This window comes from Acidobacteriota bacterium (genome assembly GCA_028875725.1).
GTDB lineage: Bacteria > Acidobacteriota > Thermoanaerobaculia > Multivoradales > Multivoraceae > Multivorans.
In genome coordinates, this window is the sequence record JAPPCR010000015.1 from 1 (window position 1) to 21,572 (window position 21,572).

At 67.8% G+C, this 21,572-nt stretch carries 16 protein-coding genes and 1 CRISPR repeat array; of the genes, 12 read left to right on the forward strand and 4 right to left on the reverse strand.

Annotation, left to right across the window (positions count from 1 at the left end):
* Window positions 1–1,754 (reverse strand): hypothetical protein (locus OXI49_11700; GenBank protein ID MDE2691168.1); only part of this gene is annotated, 1,754 nt, incomplete at its 3' end.
* A gap of 28 nt (window positions 1,755–1,782) precedes the next feature.
* Between OXI49_11700 and OXI49_11705 the strand changes: the two genes are divergently transcribed.
* From OXI49_11705 to OXI49_11715, 3 genes are all read left to right on the forward strand, one after another.
* Window positions 1,783–1,977 carry a hypothetical protein gene (locus tag OXI49_11705; GenBank protein MDE2691169.1) on the forward strand — a complete coding sequence of 65 codons (195 nt, stop codon included), beginning with the start codon at window positions 1,783–1,785 and terminating at the stop codon, window positions 1,975–1,977.
* Window positions 1,978–2,642: 665 nt separating this feature from the next.
* Complete coding sequence (locus OXI49_11710) at window positions 2,643–2,888, forward strand: hypothetical protein (protein MDE2691170.1); 246 nt, start codon at window positions 2,643–2,645, stop codon at window positions 2,886–2,888.
* A complete protein-coding gene (locus OXI49_11715; GenBank protein MDE2691171.1) occupies window positions 2,885–3,295 on the forward strand; it encodes a PIN domain-containing protein in 411 nt (136 codons plus the stop codon). The genes OXI49_11710 and OXI49_11715 overlap by 4 nt, the downstream gene beginning before the upstream one ends.
* Window positions 3,296–3,373: 78 nt before the next feature.
* Here the strand turns inward: OXI49_11715 and OXI49_11720 are convergent, their stop codons facing one another.
* The 3 genes from OXI49_11720 to OXI49_11730 form a co-directional block, all read right to left on the reverse strand.
* Window positions 3,374–6,166 (reverse strand): PKD domain-containing protein, encoded by a 2,793-nt coding sequence (locus OXI49_11720; GenBank protein MDE2691172.1) that lies wholly within the window; start codon window positions 6,164–6,166, stop codon window positions 3,374–3,376.
* Window positions 6,167–6,522: 356 nt separating this feature from the next.
* The gene (locus OXI49_11725; GenBank protein MDE2691173.1) at window positions 6,523–7,062 is read right to left on the reverse strand and encodes a hypothetical protein; all 540 of its coding nucleotides are present in this window, start codon (window positions 7,060–7,062) and stop codon (window positions 6,523–6,525) included.
* A gap of 169 nt (window positions 7,063–7,231) precedes the next feature.
* Window positions 7,232–7,750: a 3'-5' exonuclease gene (locus OXI49_11730; protein ID MDE2691174.1), complete on the reverse strand. Its 519-nt coding sequence runs from the start codon at window positions 7,748–7,750 to the stop codon at window positions 7,232–7,234.
* Window positions 7,751–8,566: 816 nt separating this feature from the next.
* Between OXI49_11730 and cas3 the strand changes: the two genes are divergently transcribed.
* The 9 genes from cas3 (at window position 8,567) to OXI49_11775 (ending at window position 21,494) form a co-directional block, all read left to right on the forward strand.
* Window positions 8,567–10,351: a CRISPR-associated helicase Cas3' gene (gene cas3, locus OXI49_11735; GenBank protein ID MDE2691175.1), complete on the forward strand. Its 1,785-nt coding sequence runs from the start codon at window positions 8,567–8,569 to the stop codon at window positions 10,349–10,351.
* A 107-nt stretch (window positions 10,352–10,458) separates the two neighbouring features.
* Complete coding sequence (gene casA / locus OXI49_11740) at window positions 10,459–12,024, forward strand: type I-E CRISPR-associated protein Cse1/CasA (protein MDE2691176.1); 1,566 nt, start codon at window positions 10,459–10,461, stop codon at window positions 12,022–12,024.
* 29 nt (window positions 12,025–12,053) lie between these two features.
* Window positions 12,054–12,542, forward strand: coding sequence for a type I-E CRISPR-associated protein Cse2/CasB (casB, locus tag OXI49_11745; protein MDE2691177.1), 489 nt, complete (start codon window positions 12,054–12,056; stop codon window positions 12,540–12,542).
* Complete coding sequence (gene cas7e, locus OXI49_11750; GenBank protein MDE2691178.1) at window positions 12,539–13,609, forward strand: type I-E CRISPR-associated protein Cas7/Cse4/CasC; 1,071 nt, start codon at window positions 12,539–12,541, stop codon at window positions 13,607–13,609. The genes casB and cas7e overlap by 4 nt, the downstream gene beginning before the upstream one ends.
* Entirely contained in the window at window positions 13,602–14,306 is a 705-nt protein-coding gene (gene cas5e, locus OXI49_11755) for a type I-E CRISPR-associated protein Cas5/CasD (protein MDE2691179.1), read from the forward strand. Before cas7e ends, cas5e begins: the two co-directional genes overlap by 8 nt.
* Window positions 14,303–14,998, forward strand: coding sequence for a type I-E CRISPR-associated protein Cas6/Cse3/CasE (cas6e, locus tag OXI49_11760; GenBank protein MDE2691180.1), 696 nt, complete (start codon window positions 14,303–14,305; stop codon window positions 14,996–14,998). Before cas5e ends, cas6e begins: the two co-directional genes overlap by 4 nt.
* Window positions 14,998–15,933, forward strand: coding sequence for a type I-E CRISPR-associated endonuclease Cas1e (gene cas1e, locus OXI49_11765; GenBank protein ID MDE2691181.1), 936 nt, complete (start codon window positions 14,998–15,000; stop codon window positions 15,931–15,933). The genes cas6e and cas1e overlap by 1 nt, the downstream gene beginning before the upstream one ends.
* On the forward strand, window positions 15,914–16,210 hold the full coding sequence (gene cas2e, locus OXI49_11770) for a type I-E CRISPR-associated endoribonuclease Cas2e (protein MDE2691182.1): 297 nt from the start codon (window positions 15,914–15,916) through the stop codon (window positions 16,208–16,210). Before cas1e ends, cas2e begins: the two co-directional genes overlap by 20 nt.
* Before the next feature lie 90 nt (window positions 16,211–16,300).
* A CRISPR array of direct repeats spans window positions 16,301–21,333; the repeat unit is 29 nt; unit sequence CCGTTCCCCGCACCCGCGGGGATGAACCG.
* Window positions 21,334–21,347: 14 nt separating this feature from the next.
* Complete coding sequence (locus OXI49_11775; GenBank protein MDE2691183.1) at window positions 21,348–21,494, forward strand: hypothetical protein; 147 nt, start codon at window positions 21,348–21,350, stop codon at window positions 21,492–21,494.
* Window positions 21,495–21,572 lie beyond the last annotated feature (78 nt).

Consider the following 21,572-nt stretch of genomic DNA (forward strand, 5'->3'; position numbering starts at 1 on the left):
ACCGGAGCGCCGGTGCGGGCGCGGCAGAGATCGCCGGCGCAACCGGCGTCCGCCGCGATCGCGGCCTCGGGAGGCGACGGGGGCGGAGGAGGAGGTTCAGGTTCCGGCTCGGGCTCGGGTTCCGGCTCGGGCTCGGGTTCCGGTTGAGGCGCCGAAGGACCTGACGGCCCCGATGGACCCGAAGGTCCCGAGGGCCCCGACGGACCCGACGGGCCCGGCGGTGCCGCGTCGTCGTCGTTCACCGCCACGTTTGCGGCGCTGTTCGTCCCGACGGTGTACCCGGTACCCGACACCACCATGACCGTCACCGCGCCGTTCGGCTCGTCCGTGGTGTCGGCCTGCGTGGTCACCGAGTAGGTGGCGGTCGCGTTTCCGGAGGTGATCGTCACCGTCTTCGTGCCTTCGTCCGCGGCCGCCACGTGGTCGCTGCCCGGCGACTCCGACACCCTCAGGTTGACCGTCAGGTCCGCGCTCGGCGCCGGGTCCGCCGTCACCGTGAATCTCGCCGCGGTGCCCTCCGTCACCGCCGAACCGCCGGAAATCGTTACCGTCGAATCGGAAGAATCCGTGCGAACGTACATCCAACTGCTCGACGCGGAGTCGCCGGTTCGATACAGGATCCAGTAGTCCGTCGCCTCCGACAGGATGCGCCCCGAGGAGCTGTTCTCGGCGCGCTTCACCGTCTTCGTGCCATCGGCCGTCGCAAGGAAGGTCCCCGCCGTGACGCCGCTGTCGTCGGTCGTGTACGCCCTGTGGTGCGAACCGTCCGCATGACAGAGCCAGAGCGACCCCTGTGTCGTGGCGGACGTCGGAAGCGGATTGGCGAACGTGACCATGATGGACGAGGTGGCCGAAGTGACGCTCTGGAACCACGCGCCGCTGGCGCCGATCCCGCAGCCCGACGGCAACGCCGGGTTGTCGTCGTCGTTCACCGTCACGCTCGCGAGGCTCGTCGAGCCCACGTTGTACCCGCTGCCCGAGGCCACCGTCACCGTCACCGAGCCGTTCGGCTCATCCGTGGTGTCGCCCTGCGTGGTCACCGAGTAGGTGGCGGTCGCGTTGCCGGCGGTAATCGTCACCGTCTTCGCACCCTCGTCCGCCGCCGCCACGTAGTCGCTGCCCGCCGACTCCGACACCGCCAGGTTGACCGTCAGGTTCGCGCTCGGCGCCGGGTCCGCCGTCACCGTGAACGCCGCCGCCGTGCCCTCCGTCACTGCCGAACCGCCGGAGATCGTGACCGACGGATTGGAGGCCGTGCGGATGTACATCCAACTGCTCGACGCGCTGGAGCCCAACGCGTTGAACGCGATCCAGTAGTCGGTCGCCGGCTCCAGCAAGTCACCCGTGGAGCTGTTCTCACCGCGCTGCACCGTCTTGGTGCCGTCGGCCATCGGAGTGAAGTTCCCCGCGGTGGCGCCGCTGTCGTCGGTCGTGTACGCGTCGTTGAACGAGCCGTCCGAGTGGCAGAGTGTGAGTACGCCGGAACCCGTATCCGGAAGCGTGTCGGCGAACGTGACCGTGATCGACGACGTATCCGACGTGGCGCCCTTGAACCAGGCGGCGTCGCCGCCGGGGCCGCAGCCCGACGGGGTGGCCGGATGGCCGTAGATCGCGAGAACCAGAACGGAATCGGCGCTACTGGACCAACCGGAAGCAGTACCGAAAGCCCGCCACAGCCGGGAGTCCGCAATGCTCCAACCCGGCCACGCTCCGCTGTCCTCGTCGTATTTGTTCTCGACGTCAAGATCTGTCACGGAGGTGCCATAACCGGAGCCTGCTTCGTTGGCGACGTCTATCACCAACCAGTACTTCGTGCTGGCGTCCAGCGCTATGCCGCCGCTTGGCGCCGAGAACCGGGCGAGCCCGGGTGAACCCGGCCAGGACGGGTTTGTCAACGTGCCCTGGCTGGTGCCTGGACAACTGGTCAGACTGGTTGGGTCGCAGGTGGACGAGTCCGAGTGGATCTGCACAGTGTAGCTCGGCGACGGCCCGGTCCCACCCGTCAGTCGAATGTCCACGCCGGTCAACCTGTAGCCGTCGCTGCCGGTAGTGAAGGCCTGTGCCCGGTCGTGACGAAACCCAACCCCTTCTGGCGTGACACTGGTGTTGCCCACGAGCTTGACCTCGGTCTGCGCCGACGCCGACGCCGCCAGAGCGAGCGCGCCCAAGCAGAAGGACGCCGCGAACGCCCGCCGGCGCATCACAGCCGCCGCCCGAAGCGAGCGGCTGCCGAAGCGGGTGGCTCTACCCCCCCCCCCCCCCCGCCAAAATGACGTGGTTGTGACGAGCGCCACGGCGAAGAACCGCGCGGGCGCGACCCGCGCTGAAGTGTGCGCCCAACAGAGGCATCAGTCATGTCCTTGGCTCTCCCGAAACTGCGTAGACCGAACTCGTCGCCGGGGGTCTTCTACAACAGGCGAAAGGCCTCTTGCATCTCCCGTGTGGGAGACAGATCAGCGCCCTTCTCACCGCCGTCGGAGGTCAGAAAGTCCTTTCCACTGGTGGCTTTCGCCACCTCTCGTCCTGGAGGTCTCCAGCGCCAGGAGAGGAGGAAAGAAAACCCGGCCGGAGAGCGCGACCCCTTTACCTCTTCCTCTCCAGGAGTTGACGTAATGACAACACGAGTACATACTGGTGCTGTCGTGCCTTCAACTCAACTGACCATACGAAACGTAGACGCTGATCTGGCTTCCCGGCTACGCGCCATCAGCGCGGAGCGAGGCGAGAGCCTCAACACCACGGTGCTGCAGGTCCTGCGTGAGGCAGTCGGCCCGGACGCCCGGCGAGAACGCCTGCTCCGCTACGCCACCTGGACCGATGAAGACGCCCGCGAGTTCGACGCGGCACTGGCGGAACAGCGCGTGATCGACCGGCAGTACTGGGAATGAAGACGATCGATCGACTCGTCCTCGACACCAGCGCCTACTCGCACCTCCGCAAGGGACACCCCCAAGTACTCGCACGACTCACGGACGCCGTGCGGGTGTCAGTGCCTGTCGTCGTCCTCGGAGAACTGGAAGCAGCCTTCGAACGAGGAAGTCGAGCCGCCGAGAACAGACGGGTGCTCGCGGAGCTCCTGGCCGAACCGTTCGTCAACGTGTTGAACGTGACGCCCGCGACTGTTCGCCACTACGCCCGTGTCTTCGTGTCGCTCCGAACCGCCGGTACGCCCATCCCATTGAATGACGTCTGGATCGCTGCTTGCACGCTCGAGTGTCACGGCCACCTCCTGACCTTCGACCAGGACTATCTGCGCGTACCCGCGCTCGAGTGCACGGTGCTTGAAACGCCCTGAAGACACTCCCGCGCCGAAGAATCCTGTGTGCCCCGTATGGTCAGTCAGCGCGGACAGGATGCGCGCGTCATTTGAACCCTAGGGCCGGCAGCCCTCCGGAAACGCCGTGACGTCGGTGATCGCGGGAGCCGGCATGCCCGGCTCGTTGCCGTACTCCTTCGACGTTCCGGTCACCGTGTCCACCACCCGGATCACGTAGCCCAGGTCCGTCGTCGAAGCCCCGAACACCCACACGTGGCCGTTCGCCGAACAGCCGTCCAGCAGCTTGATCAGCACCTCCCAGTTGTCCGCGTCGAAGAACCGGAACAGCCCCGACTCGTTCGTGCCGGCGTGGACCACCGAGGCGGCGCCGCCGTCGCCGTTCGCGTTGCGCCACTCCGCGGTGACCGCGTAGCGCGAGTCCAGCAGGCAGCGCATCCCGGCGTCGGCGACGCAGGTCCCGGCAGGCTCGGCCGCCTCGACCAGGAACGTCAGCGAGGCGGTCGACTCGACCGTGCCGTCCGACACCGTCAGTGTGACCTCGTAGAAGCCCGGCGAGGCCCAGGCATGCCGGGGCGCCGGGGACCGGGACGTCGTTCCGTCGCCGAAGTCCCAGCGCCGTGAGGTCACCGTGCCGGCGCTTTCGTCGTCGAAGAACACCGGAGCGCCGGTGCGGGCGCGGCAGAGATCGCCGGCGCAACCGGCGTCCGCCGTGATCGCGGCGCGCGGCGGCGACGGGGGCGGAGGAGGAGGCTCCGGTTCCGGCTCGGGCTCGGGTTCCGGCTCGGGCTCGGGTTCCGGCTCGGGCTCGGGTTCCGGTTGAGGCGCCGAAGGACCTGACGGCCCCGATGGACCCGAAGGTCCGGACGGACCCGACGGTCCGGACGGACCCGACGGTCCCGGCTGCGCCGGGTCGCTCGCCGCCACGTCGGCGGAGCTGGTCGTGCCCACGGTGTAGCCGGTGCCCGACACCACCGTGACCGTCACCACGCTGTTCGCACTGTCTAAGCCGCTAAATGTGGGCACCAGGTAGGTGGCCGTCGTGTCGCCGGAGGCGATCGTCACTGTCGGGCTTTTTCGGTCGTCTTCCGCCACATGTACCCCGTTAACCTGCAGGTTGACCGTGAGGTTCGCGCTCGGCGCCGGGTCCGCCGTCACCGTGAAGCTCGCCGGGACGAAACCCGCCGTAATCGCCGAACCGCCGGAGATCGTGATCGTCGGACCGGAGGAGTCCGTGCCAACGTACATCCAACTGCTCGACGCGGAGTCGCCGGTTCGATAGAGGATCCAGTAGTCGGTCGCCTCCGACAGGGTTCTTCCCGTGGAGCTGTTCTCGGCGCGCTCCACCGTCTTCATGCCCGTTGCCGTCGCGAGGAAGGTCCCCGCCGTGACGCCGCTGTCGTCCGTCGTGTACGCCCTGTGGTGCGAACCGTCCGCATGGCAGAGCCAGAGAGAGCCCTGTGTCGTGGCGGACGTCGGAAGCGGATTGGCGAACGTGACCATGATGGACGAGGTGGCCGAAGTGACGCTCTGGAACCACGCGCCGCCGGCGCCGGTCCCGCAGCCCGACGGCAATGCCGGATTGTCGTCGTCGTTCACCGTCACGTTGGCGGAGCTGGTCGAGCCCACGTCGTAGCCGCTGCCCGAGGCCACCCTCACCGTCACCGAGCCGTTCGGCTCATCCGTCGTGTCGCCCTGCGTGGTCACCGAGTACGTGGCCGTCTTGCTGCCGGCGGTGATCGTCACCGTCTTCGAGCCCTCGTCCGCGGCAGCCACGTGGTCGCTGCCCGCCGACTCCGACACCGCCAGGTTGACCGTCAGGTTCGCGCCCGGCGCCGGGTCCGCCGTCACCGTGAACTCCGCAGCCGTGCCCTCCGTCACCGCCGAACCGCCGGAGATCGTGACCGACGGATTGGAGGCCGTGCGGATGTACATCCAACTGCTCGACGCGCTGGAGCCCAACGCGTTGAACGCGATCCAGTAGTCGGTCGCCGGCTCCAGCAAGTCACCCGTGGAGCTGTTCTCACCGCGCTGCACCGTCTTGGTGCCGTCGGCCATCGGAGTGAAGTTCCCCGCGGTGGCGCCGCTGTCGTCGGTCGTGTACGCGTCGTTGAACGAGCCGTCCGAGTGGCAGAGTGTGAGTACGCCGGAACCCGTATCCGGAAGCGTGTCGGCGAACGTGACCGTGATCGACGACGTGTCCGACGCGACGCCCTTGAACCAGGCGGCGTCGCCGCCGCTGCCGCAGCCCGACGGCAGGGACGGCTGACCGTAGATCGCGAGAACAAGAGACTCGGAGTCGCTCCAGCCCCAGCCGGAAGCAGTACCACGGGATCGGCCCAGGAAGGAGTCCGAGATGCTCCAACCCGGCGACTTTCCGCTGTCTTCGGCGTCGGACTCTGTTTCCAAGACATTGTAGAGAGCGCCTGGGGAGGCGGCGACGTCCTTCAGCAACCAGTACTTCGTGCTGGCGTTCAGCGCTACGCCGCCGGTTGGCGCCGAGAACCGGATGAGCGCGGTTCCAGCCGGCCAGGAGGACGGGTTTGTCAACGTGCCCAGGCTGGCGCCTGGACAACTGGTCAGACTGGTTGGGTCGCAAGTGGACGAGTCCGAGTGGATCTGCACTGTGTAGCTCGGCAGCTGGCCGATCCCACGCTCCACTCGAAGGTCCACGCCGGTCAACCTGTAGCCAGCGGTGTGGCTGCCGGTGGTGAAGGCCTGGGCGTGGTCGATGCTAAACGCGAGTGACCCGGACTCGGGCGTGGCGCTGGTGTTGCCCACGAACTTGACCTCGGTGGTCTGCGCCGCCGCCGACGCCGCCAGCGCGAACGCGCCCAACGCGAAGGCCGCCGCGAACGCCCGCCGGCGCATCAGCGCCGTAGCCCGGGGCAAGAGGTTCCCGGGCCGACGCTGGGTGCCTCTTCTACCCCCCCCCCCCCCGTCAAAATGACGCGGTGAGGGGCGCGCGGTACGACCGCGAAACGCCGAGCATCGAGCGAGCACCCCATCCCGCAGCACCTATAGCAACAAAGGAAAGCCCGCGCATATCCCGTTCGGTAGATGCGCTTCCTCCTCTGACCCGATCAGTCGAGGGCATCAACCGTTGTCAAGGAATCACGCCGCCTATCTCCCGTTTTGCAGGTCTCCGCGGAGATTTCCAGGGTCGGCCACGAGCCGCTCTGGTCCTGGTTGCGAACGTGCGACTGGGCCGCGATGCCCCAGTCGAACGCCCAGGCGGGGTCTTCCGCTCAGGAAGCGGCGGAGGCCATCGCGTAGCCCAGGAAGCCGAGAAGAAGCGTGATCAAGGCCATGAAGCTGCCGAAGGTCCACTTCAGCATGGCCACCTGACCGGCCAGTCCCGCGATCTGTCCCTCGACCGAGCCGAACCGGGCCTCAATCGAGCCGAACCGACCCTCGACCGAGCCGAACCGGGCGTCCATGTGGCCCTTGAGCTCGGCGAAGCGGGTGTCCATTTCGCCCTTGAACTCGGCGAAGCAGGCGTTGATCTCCGCCCGGTGCTGCGCGTGCTTCGCATCGTCACGCTCCAGCATCGCCGCGAACCGGGCGTCCGCCTCGGCTTTCGCCATGTCCTGACGCTCCAGAATCGCCGCAAACCGGGCATCCGCTTCCGCTCTCGTCATCATCGGCGCCGCCTGTTCATCCAGCAGGTCGACAAGCGTCTCCGCGACCGGGCGCTCCATCCCCGCGTCGGTCAACGCCTTGCGCCGGGCAGCCGCCCGTCCTCTGGTCCACGCTGGTTCCGCTCCCGTACTCTCCGAACTCGTCATCGTCGGCCCCATCCCTTTCGCTCTTCCGCGTCGGGCAGCCGCGACGTCGAGACGATCGTATTACAGGCCCCGGCGCCCGGCCCGCGGCGGGCGCGGCCAGTCGGCGCCCCTCATGGACATGGACGGATTCGGGCTCGGGCTAGCGGGCGCGCCGCGAGTCCGGGCGGGTCTAGTGGAGACTCCAGCCCGCCGCCTGCGCGGCAAGGACAATCCGAGCGCAAGCCAGAGCGTCCGAGCCGGCGTCGTGGTGGTGCAGAGGGATGTCCAGCCGACGACAGACATCGGGCAGCCTGGCCGAAGAGACACCCCACTGAGCCCCGGCCAGTTCCACCGTGCAGACGAAGCGCTTGCGCGGGGCGCGCAGGCGATTTCGAGCGCAGCAGGCGTTCAGCACCCGCCGATCGAACTTCGCGTTGTGAGCGGCAACGAACCTCGCCCGAGCGAGCCATCCTCGCAATGTCGGCCAGAGATCGCGGAACGTCGGCGCTTCGCGCACATCGTCCCAGCCCAAGCCGTGGAGCTCGGTGAAAGTGAACCGCCTGCCCGGAGGGCGGATCAAGTAGCTGCGCGACTGCACCACCTGGCCGCCGCTGCACGCCGCCAGGCCGACCGCGCACGCGCTGTCGTGACGGGAGTTCGCGATCTCGAAATCGATCGCCACGAAGGAGTCCGTCGGCTCGCGTACCATGCGGCGTCGGATGCTAGCGGCGAAACCAACTGGCCGAGCCGGACGAGTGCGACTCGTAGCGGACTCGCGAAGTGAGGCAAGTTGCTGACCGCTGACGAGATCGGTGCCTGGCCCGGGAAGACGATCGACGACGCCCTGCACCCCGCGTTGTGGCACATGCTGGACGTCGGAGCGGTCGCCAAGTGTCTGACGTCCGGAACGCCGTTGACGAACGACCCCGCGCTCGATGACGCACTCGTCCTTCTTGTAGCCCTTCATGATCTTGGCAAGTTCAGCACGAACTTCCGCGAGATGCTCCGAGGGAGCCTGCCCTCGGGTTTCAGGCACTGGCAGCACAGTTACCGGCTTCTCGGCAACCACGATGAGACTGTGGCCGGCTTTGTTGGAGGAACACGAGGCGCCCGGAAGATCCTCTACGCTGCCGTAGCCGGCCACCACGGAGGCCCGCCTGAACGTCTGGACGCGCAGAAAGCCAGGGATCAGGCCAGGCAGATCGGTGTTGAGGCCAACGACGTGGCGCCGAGAGTGATCCGAACTGTCGGTGAGCTCCTGCCGAACGCGTCCCTAAACGCGTTGAACGAGTCCGAGGCTCGCCGTCTGTCGTGGTTGCTCTCCGGACTAACGGTCCAGGCCGACTGGATCGGGTCAAACACCGATTGGTTTGGAGCCCGTAGCGCCGCAACACCGGTGGGTGTCTACTGGGCCGACGCGCTGAGCCGGGCCGAAGCCGCAATCTCCAAGGCGGGCCTCCGTAGCGCGCGCGCGCTCCCAGATGGCGCGCGGCATGTCCTTCTGGGTTCCCAGATACCGCGCCCGATGCAATCGGCGGTGGGCGATGTCGAGCTACCAGACGGAGCCTGTCTCGCTCTGATCGAGGACGCGACAGGCGCCGGCAAGACGGAAGCGGCTTTGATCCTGACCGCGCGAATGATGGCGGTCGGCAAGGCTCGTGGCTTCTTCTTCGCTCTACCGACGATGGCGACCTCGAACGCGATGCTCGCAAGACTCGAGGAGATCGCCCCTCGCCTCTTCGAGGGAACGCCAAGCTTGGGCCTCACGCATGGCAGGGCGAACCTGAACGAGCTCTTTCGCAGCATCCGCGGTCGGGATGGGTCGGACCCCGGCGTCGAGGTGAGCTGCGGTCCATGGCTCGCGGACGATCGTCGTCGGATCCTGTTGGCCGACGTTGGCGTCGGCACGATCGATCAGGCCTTGATGGCCGTGTTGCCCACGCGGTTCAACACCCTCAGGCTCAAGGCTCTCTCCGAGCACATCCTGATCGTGGACGAGGCACACGAGTTCGACCCGTACATGGAGACGCAGCTTCAACGGTTGTTGGAGTTCCAGGCCAGGCTTGGCGGATCGGCGGTCGTCATGACCGCGACGCTGCCTCTCGAGATGCGCGATGGCTACACGCGAGCATTCCAGAGAGGTCTCGGAGTGCGTCGCCCACCGGTCATCTCGGGCAGGAGCTACCCCGCGCTGCATCTCATTGGGAGCGACGTTAGGGCCTCTAGCCCGGATCCCGTCCCGGCGACATGCCGCGACGTCAAGGTGCGCCGGCTTGCCGATGAGGAGGCGGCTCTGGCCCTGCTCCGCCACGGTGCCCAGAAGGGCGCAGCTTGTGTCTGGGTGCGAAACGCCGTGGACTCCGCCATCGCTGCAGTGACTGCGCTACGAGCCGCGGGGATCGAGGCCGACCTGCTTCACGCACGATTCACCGTCGCCGACCGCCTGAGGCACGAGCGCGCCCTGCAGAGCCGCTTCGGGCGAGAGGGCAGCGGGAGAGAAGGGCGCATCCTGATCGCCACTCAAGTCGTCGAAGCCTCGCTCGACCTCGACTTCGACCTGATGATCTCCGACCTGGCGCCGGTCGGCTCGCTGATCCAGCGCGCCGGCCGGCTCTGGCGCCACATGGATCTGCGTCCGGCTGACCGGCGCCCGGTCGCCGGGCCAACGCTGCACGTCCTTGCGCCCGATCCGGCCCACGTCGACGACGTGAACTGGTTGAAGCGTGTGCTAGGACCGGGGGCCCTGGTCTACCCCCTGGACGTCCAGTGGCGCACCGCCAACACCCTGTTCGATCGAGGCGTGATCCGGGCTCCCAGTGGCCTGCGTGACCTGATCGAAGCGGTTCACGGCGACGAAAAGGAACCCGTGCCCGCGGCGTTGGAGCCGTCCGAGTTCGAGACCCAGGGGCGGGAGATGAGCGAAGCGCAGCAGGCGTTGATGTTGGTGCTCGACGCCAACGACGAGTACGACCAACTGCAGATGCAGCGGGTGTTCGACGACGATCGCTTCCCGACCCGGCTCGGCATCCCGCAGGTCACGCTGCGTTTGGCGAGGGCCATGAACGGCAGAATCGAGCCCTGGGCCGGCAACGGAGCCTTCGGGTGGCAGTCTTCGGAAACGCAGGTGTCGGCCCACAGGTACGGGAACCTCGTGGGAGTGGATCAAGACCGGCCCGAAATCGCGGAAGTGCGCGAAGGCTGGCCGAAGTGGACCAAGGCGTTCGTGTTCGTCGCTCCCGTCGCGGACGACGGCTCCATCTGCGAGGGATTGCGCTACGACAGCGAGCTCGGCGTCGAGTTCGTCGGCTGACAGCAGCGCCACTCTCCAGTCCCACCTGGGACCGCAGCCTTGGATGCTGTTCCGTCACAAGGTCGCAGTCGAAGATCACGGATCGGCAGCGAATCGAGTACTCTTTCGTGCTCGTTACGCGATCAACACACTTGGACCGAACCATCTTCGCGACGAATCTGCGACCCTTGGCGACGCTGAACCTGATTAACGACCCTTGGATCCCGGTGCACTGCCTCTCCGGGCGGAGGGTCATCCGGCCCGACCAGATTGCGGAGCCGGACGTTCTCCGCCCGGACTGGCCGCGGCCCGATCTGAATCTTGCGTGCTTGGAACTCTTGGTCGGCTTGATGTACCTGGCTCACCCACCGAGAGGAAGCGACGACCGGGCGAACCCACCAGAGGCGAGCGTCCTCAGGGCTGCGTTGGAACCCTTGGCGCCAGCGTTCGAACTCCTGGGCGACGGGCCGCGGTTCCTTCAGGACTTGGAGCCGCTTGAAGGAAACGGCATCCCCATCGAACGCCTGTTCATCGACAGTGCTGGCGACAGCACATCGAGGAAGAACCAGGACCTGATGATCCGCCGTGACCGGTACGACCCATTGCCGTTGCCGCTAGCCGCAATGGCTCTTTACGCGTTGCAGGCTTTCGCACCCTCCGGCGGGGCGGGCAACCGCACGTCGCTCCGCGGTGGCGGCCCGATGGTCTGCCTGGTGAAACCGGGCGACGGCGGACTTTGGCCGCTCGTATGGGCGAACGTGCCACACGGAGAGCCGCTGACGGTCAGCGAGTTCGACGCCTTACCGTGGATGAGACCGACGAAGGTGTCGCGCCCGGTGGGCGGCCAGACGCCCGAGACGTTCCCTGAGAGCGAGAGTCCGACGAGGCCGGACCCGGAGGTCTTCTTCGGCCAGCCGCGGCGGTTGAGACTCGTTGCACGCGAGGGCCTCGCAACAGAGTTCATCCAGAGGCCCTACGGTGCGAGCTATCCGACATCCAAGTGGCGTCATCCGCTAACGCCGTACTACGTGAAAGGCACGGACTTTCTGCCGTCCCACCCGAAGCCAGGCAGCTTCGGCTACCGCCACTGGCGCGGAGTCGTCCTTCGGAGCGACGGCCGGCGGCGCCCCTTGGCTCTCGAGCAGTACCTCCGCGATGTCGAACACGGGTCTTGCACGGTGTTGGTCGGCGGCTGGGCAATGGACAACATGAAACCGCTTGACTTCGTGTGGTCGGAGCAACCCGCGTTTCGGTTTCTTGACGAGGAAAGCGAGGACCAAGCCGCTGGCGCAGTCGAGGCGGCAGAGCAGCTCGGTTTCGCGCTCGCCAGACTGGTCAGCGTTGGAGTCGGCGAAGACGACACACGGTCGGGTGCTGGTCTCAGGGCGCGCGAGACGTTGTTCGAGAACACTCAGACCGCATTCGAGGAGACGCTGGGGAGAATGTCGGCCGTGAGCCAGTTCGTACCAGAACTCTGGCTCACACAGTTGCGTCACGCCGCCATCACGATCTTCGATGCAGAAGTGACGCCCGGGCTGACCGACTTGAGCGAAGGACGCCGGGCCGACGCCATCAGTGCCCGCCGCCAGTTGCTGGCGGCTTTCGCCGGACGAAGCGCCGCAGGCAAGAAGATCTTCGACGCACTTGGGCTGCAGCCGACATCGGCACGGCGCAATGGGGGAAGAGCAGCATGACAACGAGCCAGGCGATAGGCGCTACCTGCATGAGCTGGTGGAGGACTGGAATCGTCGGCGAAGGAGGGCCGGCGAAGCAATCGAGGGCGCGGCTCCGTCGTGCCGCCGGCGTAGCTGCGGCGCTATGCCTCCCGGCAACCCACGACTTGAACCGGCGCCTGATCGACGGCGGACATGATTTGCGCCGCCGAAGAGACGGGCCCGATCGGCTTGCGCTCATCGCCGTCGCGCTGGCGCACGTAGCCGACCATCGGACCGCGAGTGCCGCCCAACGCTTCGGCAGCGGTGAGCCGAAGGCGCTCAGCGGGATCCGTTTCGACGCTCTCATCAGAGCGAAGGAACCCGGTCAGCTCCTGCGCCCACTGGTTCGCTCGCTTCAACTCGTGGATGGAAGCGTCAACGTGGCGAAGCTCGCGACCGACCTCTACTGGTGGAACGACAAAGTGCGCACCGATTGGTGCTTCGACTATCACGGCGCGGCGGACGCCAAGCCAACTTCAGCGAAAGAGAGCGCATGAGCGGTTTTCTCCAACTTCACTACCTCACCGTGTATCCCATTTCCAACCCGAATCGGGACGATCTGGGCCGACCGAAGACTGCGACCTTCGGTGGTGCTCCCCGACTCCGCATCTCAAGCCAGTCCCTGAAGCGCGCTGCCCGCCTCTCCGACGCGATGGAGATGGCCCTTGCCGGCCATCTGGGTGATCGAACGCAGCGAATCGGCGAAGTCGTGCGGGACACGCTGAAGGGTGTCACCGAAAACGATGAGCAGATCGACGCTGTCGCACGCGACGTGGCCGACGTGTTCGGCAAGGTAGATGAGGGTGCGAAGAAGGAGGGACACATCCGCACACGGCAACTTGCCTTCATCTCACCGGACGAGCAGGACGCGGCGATCGAGTGGGCGAAGAAGGCACTCACCGGCGAGAAACTGCCAGACAACAAGGAGTTGAAGAAGCTGGTCCTGAGGAAAGCGGACGGAGCGGCCGATGTCGCCATGTTCGGCCGCATGCTGGCGGACGACCCCCACTTCAACCGTGAGGCCGCCGTGCAGGTCAGTCATGCCTTCACCACTCACCGCGCCATCGTCGATGACGACTACTACACAGCCGTGGACGACCTGAAGGAGCCGAGCGAGGATGCTGGCGCCGGTTTCGTTGGAGAAGCCGGCTTCGGTTCCGGCGTGTTCTACCTCTACGCCTGCGTCGACCTGAAACTGCTCGTGGAGAATCTCGCCGGCGACCGGGACCTCGCCGCGCGGTCAGTTGGCGCGCTGGCCGAAGCCCTCGCGACAGCGACGCCCTCCGGCAAGCGGAACAGCTTCGCGCATCAGACCCGGGCAGGCTACATCCGGGCCGAGTTGGGCAACGCTCAACCCCGCAGTCTGGCGGGTGCTTTCTTCAAACCGGTCGACGGCGACGACCTGATGGCGGCATCCGTCGAGGCGCTGGAGAGTCTCGCGGCCCAACTCGACGCGGCGTACGGGGCCTGCTGCGACACGACCGCCAGCATGAACGTCGCGGCGGGCCAGGGAACACTCGCGGCGCTCCGAACCTTCGCGGAGGGCGCGGTCGCGGGTGGCTGAGTACGTCGTCTTCACGCTCGTCGCGCCAATCGGTTCATTCGGCGACCTAGCGGGACACGAACGCCGGGGTTCAGACGCGTGGCCGTCGCGCTCCGCGATCCTCGGTCTGGTGGGTGCGGCACTGGGTATCAGGCGAGCCGATCGGCCGGGACAGGAAGGGCTTTCGGACTGGCGGGTCGCGGTCTCGACGCTGTCGAGCGGAGGGCAGTTCCGCGACTTCCATACCGTTCAGGCGGTGCCGACGGCACGAATCAAGCGACCGTCTACGCGACGCGAGGCCCTCGGAGCTCTTCGAAGCGGAGACAACCCGGTCGTGACCCGACGCGACTACCGCACCGACTGCGCCTTCGGGGTCGCCCTCTGGGGTTCCGGCGACCTCCATGAGCTGCAGAGAGCCCTGATGCAGCCCTACTTCGTCCCGTACCTCGGCCGCAAGTCCTGCCCACTGGCCGCGCCGATGGCGCCCAGAGTGGTCGAGGCCGGATCGTTCGTTGAAGCGTTGCACCGTATTCGCCTTCCCCCGTTCCTCGAGTCGCGGCTCGATCCTCGACAGCCCTTGTCCATCGCATCGGACGAAGCGTTGCCGGGCGCGCGGGAGCAGGTCCGGTGGGATGAACCGTTGGACCGCACCGCCTGGCACTTCGGGCCTCGCACCGTGCACGTCGCCCGGCCCCGCGAACTGCCGGTGGACGAGTGACGCTCTACTTCTCACGACTGACCCTGAAGCGGGCTGCGCCCACCGCGGCGCTCATGCCACTGCTCGATCCACCGGAAGCGGGCCAGGCCGCCGACGCGCACCACCGGCTGATGTGGTCCGTGTTCTCGGACGACGCCGCACGAGAAAGGGACTTCCTGTGGCGCTACGACAGCAGGGGGCGGTTTCTGGCCCTCTCCGCGAGGATGCCGACACCGAACGACCTCTTCGAACCGCATGAAACGAAGCTCTTTGAACCGAGGCTCCGCGCCGGTGATCGCCTGCAGTTCAAGCTACGCGCGAACGCGACCAAGGACAGGGCTGCCGCCAGCCGTGGCCCGAAACGCCAGCGAAAGGACCGCCGTGTCGACATCGTCATGGATCGCCTGTACGGCGAAGAACTCGCGGGAGACAGCCGGTCGGAGTTGCGAGAGAGGATCGCAGGGGACGCTGCCGGCGAGTGGCTGGCGCGCCAGGGCGTCTCCAGGGGATTCAGGCCGCACTTCACAGCAGTGGAGAACTACTCGACGATCAACCTGGGACGCCGTCGCCGTCAGGGCGCCACGCTCGGCATCCTCGATCTGATCGGGTCGATCGAGGTCACGAGCCCCGAGGCCTTCGTCCCGGCCCTCGCCAAGGGCTTCGGCCGAGCGAAGGCGTGGGGGTGCGGCCTCATGCTTATCCGGCGCGCCTGATGCCTCTCCCTGGCTTGCCGCCGCCGAAGCCGATCCCCCTGAAGGACCGCTCGGCCCTGGTCTTCGTGGAGCGAGCCCGAGTTGACGTAGTGGACGGGGCCTTCGTGGCCATCAACGCGGACGGTACGCGAACCCACATTCCGATCGGAGGCCTGGCCTGTCTGATGCTGGAGCCAGGGGCTCGCATCAGCCACGCTGCCGTCTCCCTGGCCGCGAGGGCCGGCACCCTTGTCACCTGGGTGGGCGAGGCCGGTGTGCGGCTCTACTCGGCCGGCCAACCGGGCGGGGCGCGTTCGGACCGGCTTCTGTGGCAAGCCCAGTTGGCACTGGACCCTGCTGCGAGGTTGCGGGTAGTACGGAAGATGTACTCCCTGCGATTCGGAACGGAAGCACCGTCGAGACGGTCGATCGAGCAACTCCGGGGCATCGAGGGGCAGCGCGTTCGCCAGACCTACAAGCTACTGGCGCAGCGCTACCATGTCGCCTGGAAGAGGCGCCGCTACGATCCTCGCGACTGGAGTAGCGCCGACACGGCCAACCGCTGTCTGTCTGCCGCTACCGCGTGCCTGCACGGATTATGCGAAGCGGCAGTCCTGGCGGCCGGCTACGCGCCCGCGATCGGGTTCCTGCACACCGGGAAGCCGCGCAGCTTCGTCTACGACATCGCCGATCTGTGGAAGCTGGAGACAGTCGTTCCGGAAGCGTTCCGCGTCGCTGGCCGCGCCGAGAAGGGCAGGCTCGACATGCCGATCGAGAGGGCCGTGCGTCTCGGCTGTCGGGACAGTTTCCGCCGAACGAAGCTGCTGAGACGGATCATCCCTTCCATTGACGACGTGCTCAGTGCCGGCGAGTTGCCTCGCCCCGAGCCGCCCGCTGAAGCAATGGGTCCGGCCTTCGACGAGGAGCAAAGCGGCGATGATGGTCATCGCGGTTAGCAACGCACCGCCCCGCCTGCGCGGCCGGCTCGCTGTCTGGCTCCTGGAGATCCGAGCCGGGGTCTACGTGGGCGACTACTCGGCTCGGGTCCGCGACCGAATCTGGGAGCAGGTTTGCGCCGGCATCGACGACGGCGACGGTCTGATCTGCTGGACAGCCCAGACCGATCAAGGGTTCGACTTCGACACTGTCGGTCTCAACCGACGCATGCCTCACGACTTCGACGGGCTGAAGCTGGTGACGTTCTCCCCACCGCTGGAGGACGTGACCGATTGACCTTCGTGATGGGCCTGCGAAACGACCGATTTCGCCCGTGGACGAAGGACCCACCGGCAAGTTCTTTGACAACAACAAGATACAGTTAGTCCGTTCCCCGCACCCGCGGGGATGAACCGGAGCATCAGGCGGTGCTCGCGACCATGACCGACCGTTCCCCGCACCCGCGGGGATGAACCGTAGCGGCGCTCGGCTGCCGCCAGCCGCCGACGCCGTTCCCCGCACCCGCGGGGATGAACCGTAGCGGCGCTCGGCTGCCGCCAGCCGCCGACGCCGTTCCCCGCACCCGCGGGGATGAACCGTAGCGGCGCTCGGCTGCCGCCAGCCGCCGACGCCGTTCCCCGCACCCGCGGGGATGAACCGATCGCCGACCTGTCCGGGGCCGACGGCGCCACCCGTTCCCCGCACCCGCGGGGATGAACCGGTGGCAGGGAGGATCGCGGGTGTCAACTCAGCCCGTTCCCCGCACCCGCGGGGATGAACCGAACGTGGGGATCATGCCGTCCCCGGTGCCTGGCCGTTCCCCGCACCCGCGGGGATGAACCGGGCTGGTCACGATCAACGATGCATGGGAGGGCCCGTTCCCCGCACCCGCGGGGATGAACCGGCTTCGTCGGCGGCAATCAGCCAGGCACGGACCCGTTCCCCGCACCCGCGGGGATGAACCGGCAGCGGCGAGAGCGGCAAGCCCCCGACCCTGCCGTTCCCCGCACCCGCGGGGATGAACCGTCTTCGAGTCGGTCAAGCAGGACGGCTTTCGACCGTTCCCCGCACCCGCGGGGATGAACCGTTCTGGCCGGCACCACCGGCACCGACCGTTTGCCGTTCCCCGCACCCGCGGGGATGAACCGGCCGCTCTCCGGAAGCGGCTCCGGGAGGGGATCCGTTCCCCGCACCCGCGGGGATGAACCGGCGCGCGTGAACAGGGGCCGGTAGTCGCAAGCCCGTTCCCCGCACCCGCGGGGATGAACCGCCAGCGCACAGCCTTGTTCCGACTTACGAACGCCGTTCCCCGCACCCGCGGGGATGAACCGAGATCCGTGCACTCCAGCGCGAGATCGACCGGCCGTTCCCCGCACCCGCGGGGATGAACCGGACTGGACGCGCACGCACGACGACGGGACGACCCGTTCCCCGCACCCGCGGGGATGAACCGGTGCAGCCGAGCTTCCTTGGACGTGAACACACCCGTTCCCCGCACCCGCGGGGATGAACCGTCCAGGTGCGACTTGTGGACGTAGATCCGGCGCCGTTCCCCGCACCCGCGGGGATGAACCGCTACTTTCCCTCCTTTGGGTCAGAACGGGATGCCGTTCCCCGCACCCGCGGGGATGAACCGACCCCGCGCACCTTCGAGCACCTGGCGATCACCCGTTCCCCGCACCCGCGGGGATGAACCGCCCATCACCAGGCCACGGCTGACGCCCAACAGCCGTTCCCCGCACCCGCGGGGATGAACCGCCGAAGGGCTGGAGCAAGGCGAAGCGCGAGCACCGTTCCCCGCACCCGCGGGGATGAACCGGAGTCGGGCTTGATCAACCCGCGCAACCTCGTCCCGTTCCCCGCACCCGCGGGGATGAACCGATGTTTGGCTTGCGGATCGCCGCGTAGAGGACCCGTTCCCCGCACCCGCGGGGATGAACCGGTGCAGTTCCAGTACCGGATCTTCCCGCACGGCCGTTCCCCGCACCCGCGGGGATGAACCGTTCACGCTCACCGGCACCCACACCGGTAACGTCCGTTCCCCGCACCCGCGGGGATGAACCGAACCAGCCGTCGTCGCCGCCGGCCGGACGTCTCCGTTCCCCGCACCCGCGGGGATGAACCGGCCGAGTCCGAGGTTGACTTCGAGGTCACCGTCCGTTCCCCGCACCCGCGGGGATGAACCGCTGATCCGCATCAGCCGGGGCGAGGACGTGGACCGTTCCCCGCACCCGCGGGGATGAACCGGGGCTGTGCACCGGTGTTGCGCGAACGGTGCACCGTTCCCCGCACCCGCGGGGATGAACCGAGGGCGCAGGCGGTTCCGATTGCGATGTTGCACCGTTCCCCGCACCCGCGGGGATGAACCGACGACCGCGCTCACTCAGCGCGTCATCGCGCACCGTTCCCCGCACCCGCGGGGATGAACCGCAGATCGATCACTCGATCGAGTTCGTCGCGCTCCGTTCCCCGCACCCGCGGGGATGAACCGCACACGCAGATGGCGGAGGTCGGCGGCAAGATCCGTTCCCCGCACCCGCGGGGATGAACCGAGGGAGCACTGGCGTTGGCGCCTCAAGGCTGGCCGTTCCCCGCACCCGCGGGGATGAACCGAGACAGGCAACCAACCGCATGGGTCATGGTGGCCGTTCCCCGCACCCGCGGGGATGAACCGGCGAAAGCCGCCGAGGTGATCGGCACCGGCGGCCGTTCCCCGCACCCGCGGGGATGAACCGGACGCGCTGCTGGTCTACGCGCCCCCGTCCCCCCGTTCCCCGCACCCGCGGGGATGAACCGTCCTGCCAGTCCACGACTGGCACCCTAGCAACCCGTTCCCCGCACCCGCGGGGATGAACCGAGGACAACCGAAAAAGGGGAGCGCCAAGAATCCCGTTCCCCGCACCCGCGGGGATGAACCGGAGGAGGAGCTCGAACGGAACGCGCCCGAGCGCCGTTCCCCGCACCCGCGGGGATGAACCGAACCAGTCCCCGTCCTTCCCGAAGGTGTTGGGCCGTTCCCCGCACCCGCGGGGATGAACCGCGGGATCTACTTGCGGCCGTTGATGCTGCGGACCGTTCCCCGCACCCGCGGGGATGAACCGGGTATGGGGTCCGCCGCTTGAGTTCGGCCGCACCGTTCCCCGCACCCGCGGGGATGAACCGGAGTCGCTCGGGCACGCCAGGGACCTCGCGAACCGTTCCCCGCACCCGCGGGGATGAACCGGAGGCTTCGTGCCAGACTTGAGGTTCGCTCATCCGTTCCCCGCACCCGCGGGGATGAACCGGAGGTGTGGTTCGACCTGGTGATGCTCGGCATCCGTTCCCCGCACCCGCGGGGATGAACCGCTGGACGGGATCGCAGCAGGCGCCCAAGTGAACCGTTCCCCGCACCCGCGGGGATGAACCGTCGACCGGGGCGCTCCGCTGGGCGGTCGGGATCCGTTCCCCGCACCCGCGGGGATGAACCGCAAGGCAGTGAAGGAAAGCAAGCGGTTGATCACCGTTCCCCGCACCCGCGGGGATGAACCGTCATGCCCGGATCTCCGGAGGAAGCCCGGGCCCCGTTCCCCGCACCCGCGGGGATGAACCGAGGTCCCGGCATGAGAACGACCTACGACAAGCCCGTTCCCCGCACCCGCGGGGATGAACCGACGCTCACGTTGAACCTAAACCTGGTGTCGCACCGTTCCCCGCACCCGCGGGGATGAACCGCCGAACGACCAGATGCGATCGTCGTACCGCGCCCGTTCCCCGCACCCGCGGGGATGAACCGCGGACTTGTTTGCGGCCGTTCTTGTTTGCGTTCCGTTCCCCGCACCCGCGGGGATGAACCGTTTGGCTACGGCAGCGGCCGCGTCCACGACTCCCGTTCCCCGCACCCGCGGGGATGAACCGGAACTTTGACTATGCGAACGGTTGCTGAGCGCCCGTTCCCCGCACCCGCGGGGATGAACCGAAGAGCAGGAGTCAGGGAGTCGGCTGAGTCGACCGTTCCCCGCACCCGCGGGGATGAACCGCATTTGCAGACCGGGGTTGGGAGATCTGGACGCCGTTCCCCGCACCCGCGGGGATGAACCGCGGGTCCGCGAATGGTGGGAAGACGAGCCGGTCCGTTCCCCGCACCCGCGGGGATGAACCGCTCGTTTCGGACGTGTGGCCGAGATACCGGCCCCGTTCCCCGCACCCGCGGGGATGAACCGCTCTTCGGCACGCTGAACCGCGAGGTCGTGAACCGTTCCCCGCACCCGCGGGGATGAACCGCTGCTTCATCATCGCGACGCGCTGAGCGACCGCCGTTCCCCGCACCCGCGGGGATGAACCGCAGCGCGCGTACCGTCGAGCGCGACGCGAGTCCCGTTCCCCGCACCCGCGGGGATGAACCGGGTTCCTGGCCGAGAACCCGCTGTGCGTGATCCCGTTCCCCGCACCCGCGGGGATGAACCGACGGCCGTTGAGAGCTTGGGACTCGTCTACTGCCGTTCCCCGCACCCGCGGGGATGAACCGGCCGCTACGGTGCGCGGCATAGAGCATCTGCCACCGTTCCCCGCACCCGCGGGGATGAACCGGCACCTCCAGCGGCGTGATCGAAAACGCCAGGCCGTTCCCCGCACCCGCGGGGATGAACCGACGAGGTTCACTACTACAGCACTTCCGGGTCGCCGTTCCCCGCACCCGCGGGGATGAACCGTCGTGGTTCTTATCCAACCACTCAGCGAGGTCCCGTTCCCCGCACCCGCGGGGATGAACCGGTCGAGGATGACCAGGCGGCGGACGACGAGAACCGTTCCCCGCACCCGCGGGGATGAACCGCGACTACACGACTTTCCGCATCGTCTCTGCGGCCGTTCCCCGCACCCGCGGGGATGAACCGTGGAACGACGGCCTTCACGCCGCCGCACCCTTCCGTTCCCCGCACCCGCGGGGATGAACCGCTGACTGCAGTGCCCTGAACGTGAATCACCGGCCGTTCCCCGCACCCGCGGGGATGAACCGACGGACGGCGGGCCGGCGAACCGGCTGTCGCCCCGTTCCCCGCACCCGCGGGGATGAACCGCTGTCCGCTGGCCGGAGCCGGGCGTCGCTTACCCGTTCCCCGCACCCGCGGGGATGAACCGTGCTGAACCGGCTGAACCAGAACTGGCACGGCCCGTTCCCCGCACCCGCGGGGATGAACCGGGCGGCGTCAAGGGCCCGAGTTCGATGCGCTCCCGTTCCCCGCACCCGCGGGGATGAACCGCCGGGCTCCACCACCAACGGCCGGCTGAAATCCCGTTCCCCGCACCCGCGGGGATGAACCGGGCCTGACCCCGGGGCAGTGGATCAAGGTAGACCGTTCCCCGCACCCGCGGGGATGAACCGGGTTCGCGGCGACGCCGTTCCGCATCGAGAACCCGTTCCCCGCACCCGCGGGGATAGACCTGTATTCTCCAGGCCATGTGGACGCTGCTCGAACTCGTCATCGCGGGCGCGCTGGTGGTCGGCCTGGCCGGTGCCGCGGCGGGCGCGCTGCTCACCCGGGTGGCCATCGGCTTCACCGCGGCCGTTCTCGACGACGTCGAAGCCGCGCGGCGCCGCGAGTAGCAGGCCCTCACGTCGCGGTCTCCTCGATGTGCCGCTCGACGATGTCGAGGATCCGCAGCGGTGCCTCCGTTCCGCAGC

Bases quoted from the DNA above. Each gene is read 5' to 3' on its own strand.
- OXI49_11715 (MDE2691171.1), top strand. From the start codon at position 2,885: ATGAAGACGATCGATCGACTCGTCCTCGACACCAGCGCCTACTCGCAC.
- casB (MDE2691177.1), top strand. From the start codon at position 12,054: ATGAGCTGGTGGAGGACTGGAATCGTCGGCGAAGGAGGGCCGGCGAAG.
- OXI49_11725 (MDE2691173.1), bottom strand. From the start codon at position 7,062: ATGACGAGTTCGGAGAGTACGGGAGCGGAACCAGCGTGGACCAGAGGA.
- OXI49_11730 (MDE2691174.1), bottom strand. From the start codon at position 7,750: ATGGTACGCGAGCCGACGGACTCCTTCGTGGCGATCGATTTCGAGATC.
- cas1e (MDE2691181.1), top strand. From the start codon at position 14,998: ATGCCTCTCCCTGGCTTGCCGCCGCCGAAGCCGATCCCCCTGAAGGAC.
- cas3 (MDE2691175.1), top strand. From the start codon at position 8,567: ATGCAATCGGCGGTGGGCGATGTCGAGCTACCAGACGGAGCCTGTCTC.
- cas7e (MDE2691178.1), top strand. From the start codon at position 12,539: ATGAGCGGTTTTCTCCAACTTCACTACCTCACCGTGTATCCCATTTCC.
- OXI49_11775 (MDE2691183.1), top strand. From the start codon at position 21,348: ATGTGGACGCTGCTCGAACTCGTCATCGCGGGCGCGCTGGTGGTCGGC.
- cas2e (MDE2691182.1), top strand. From the start codon at position 15,914: ATGATGGTCATCGCGGTTAGCAACGCACCGCCCCGCCTGCGCGGCCGG.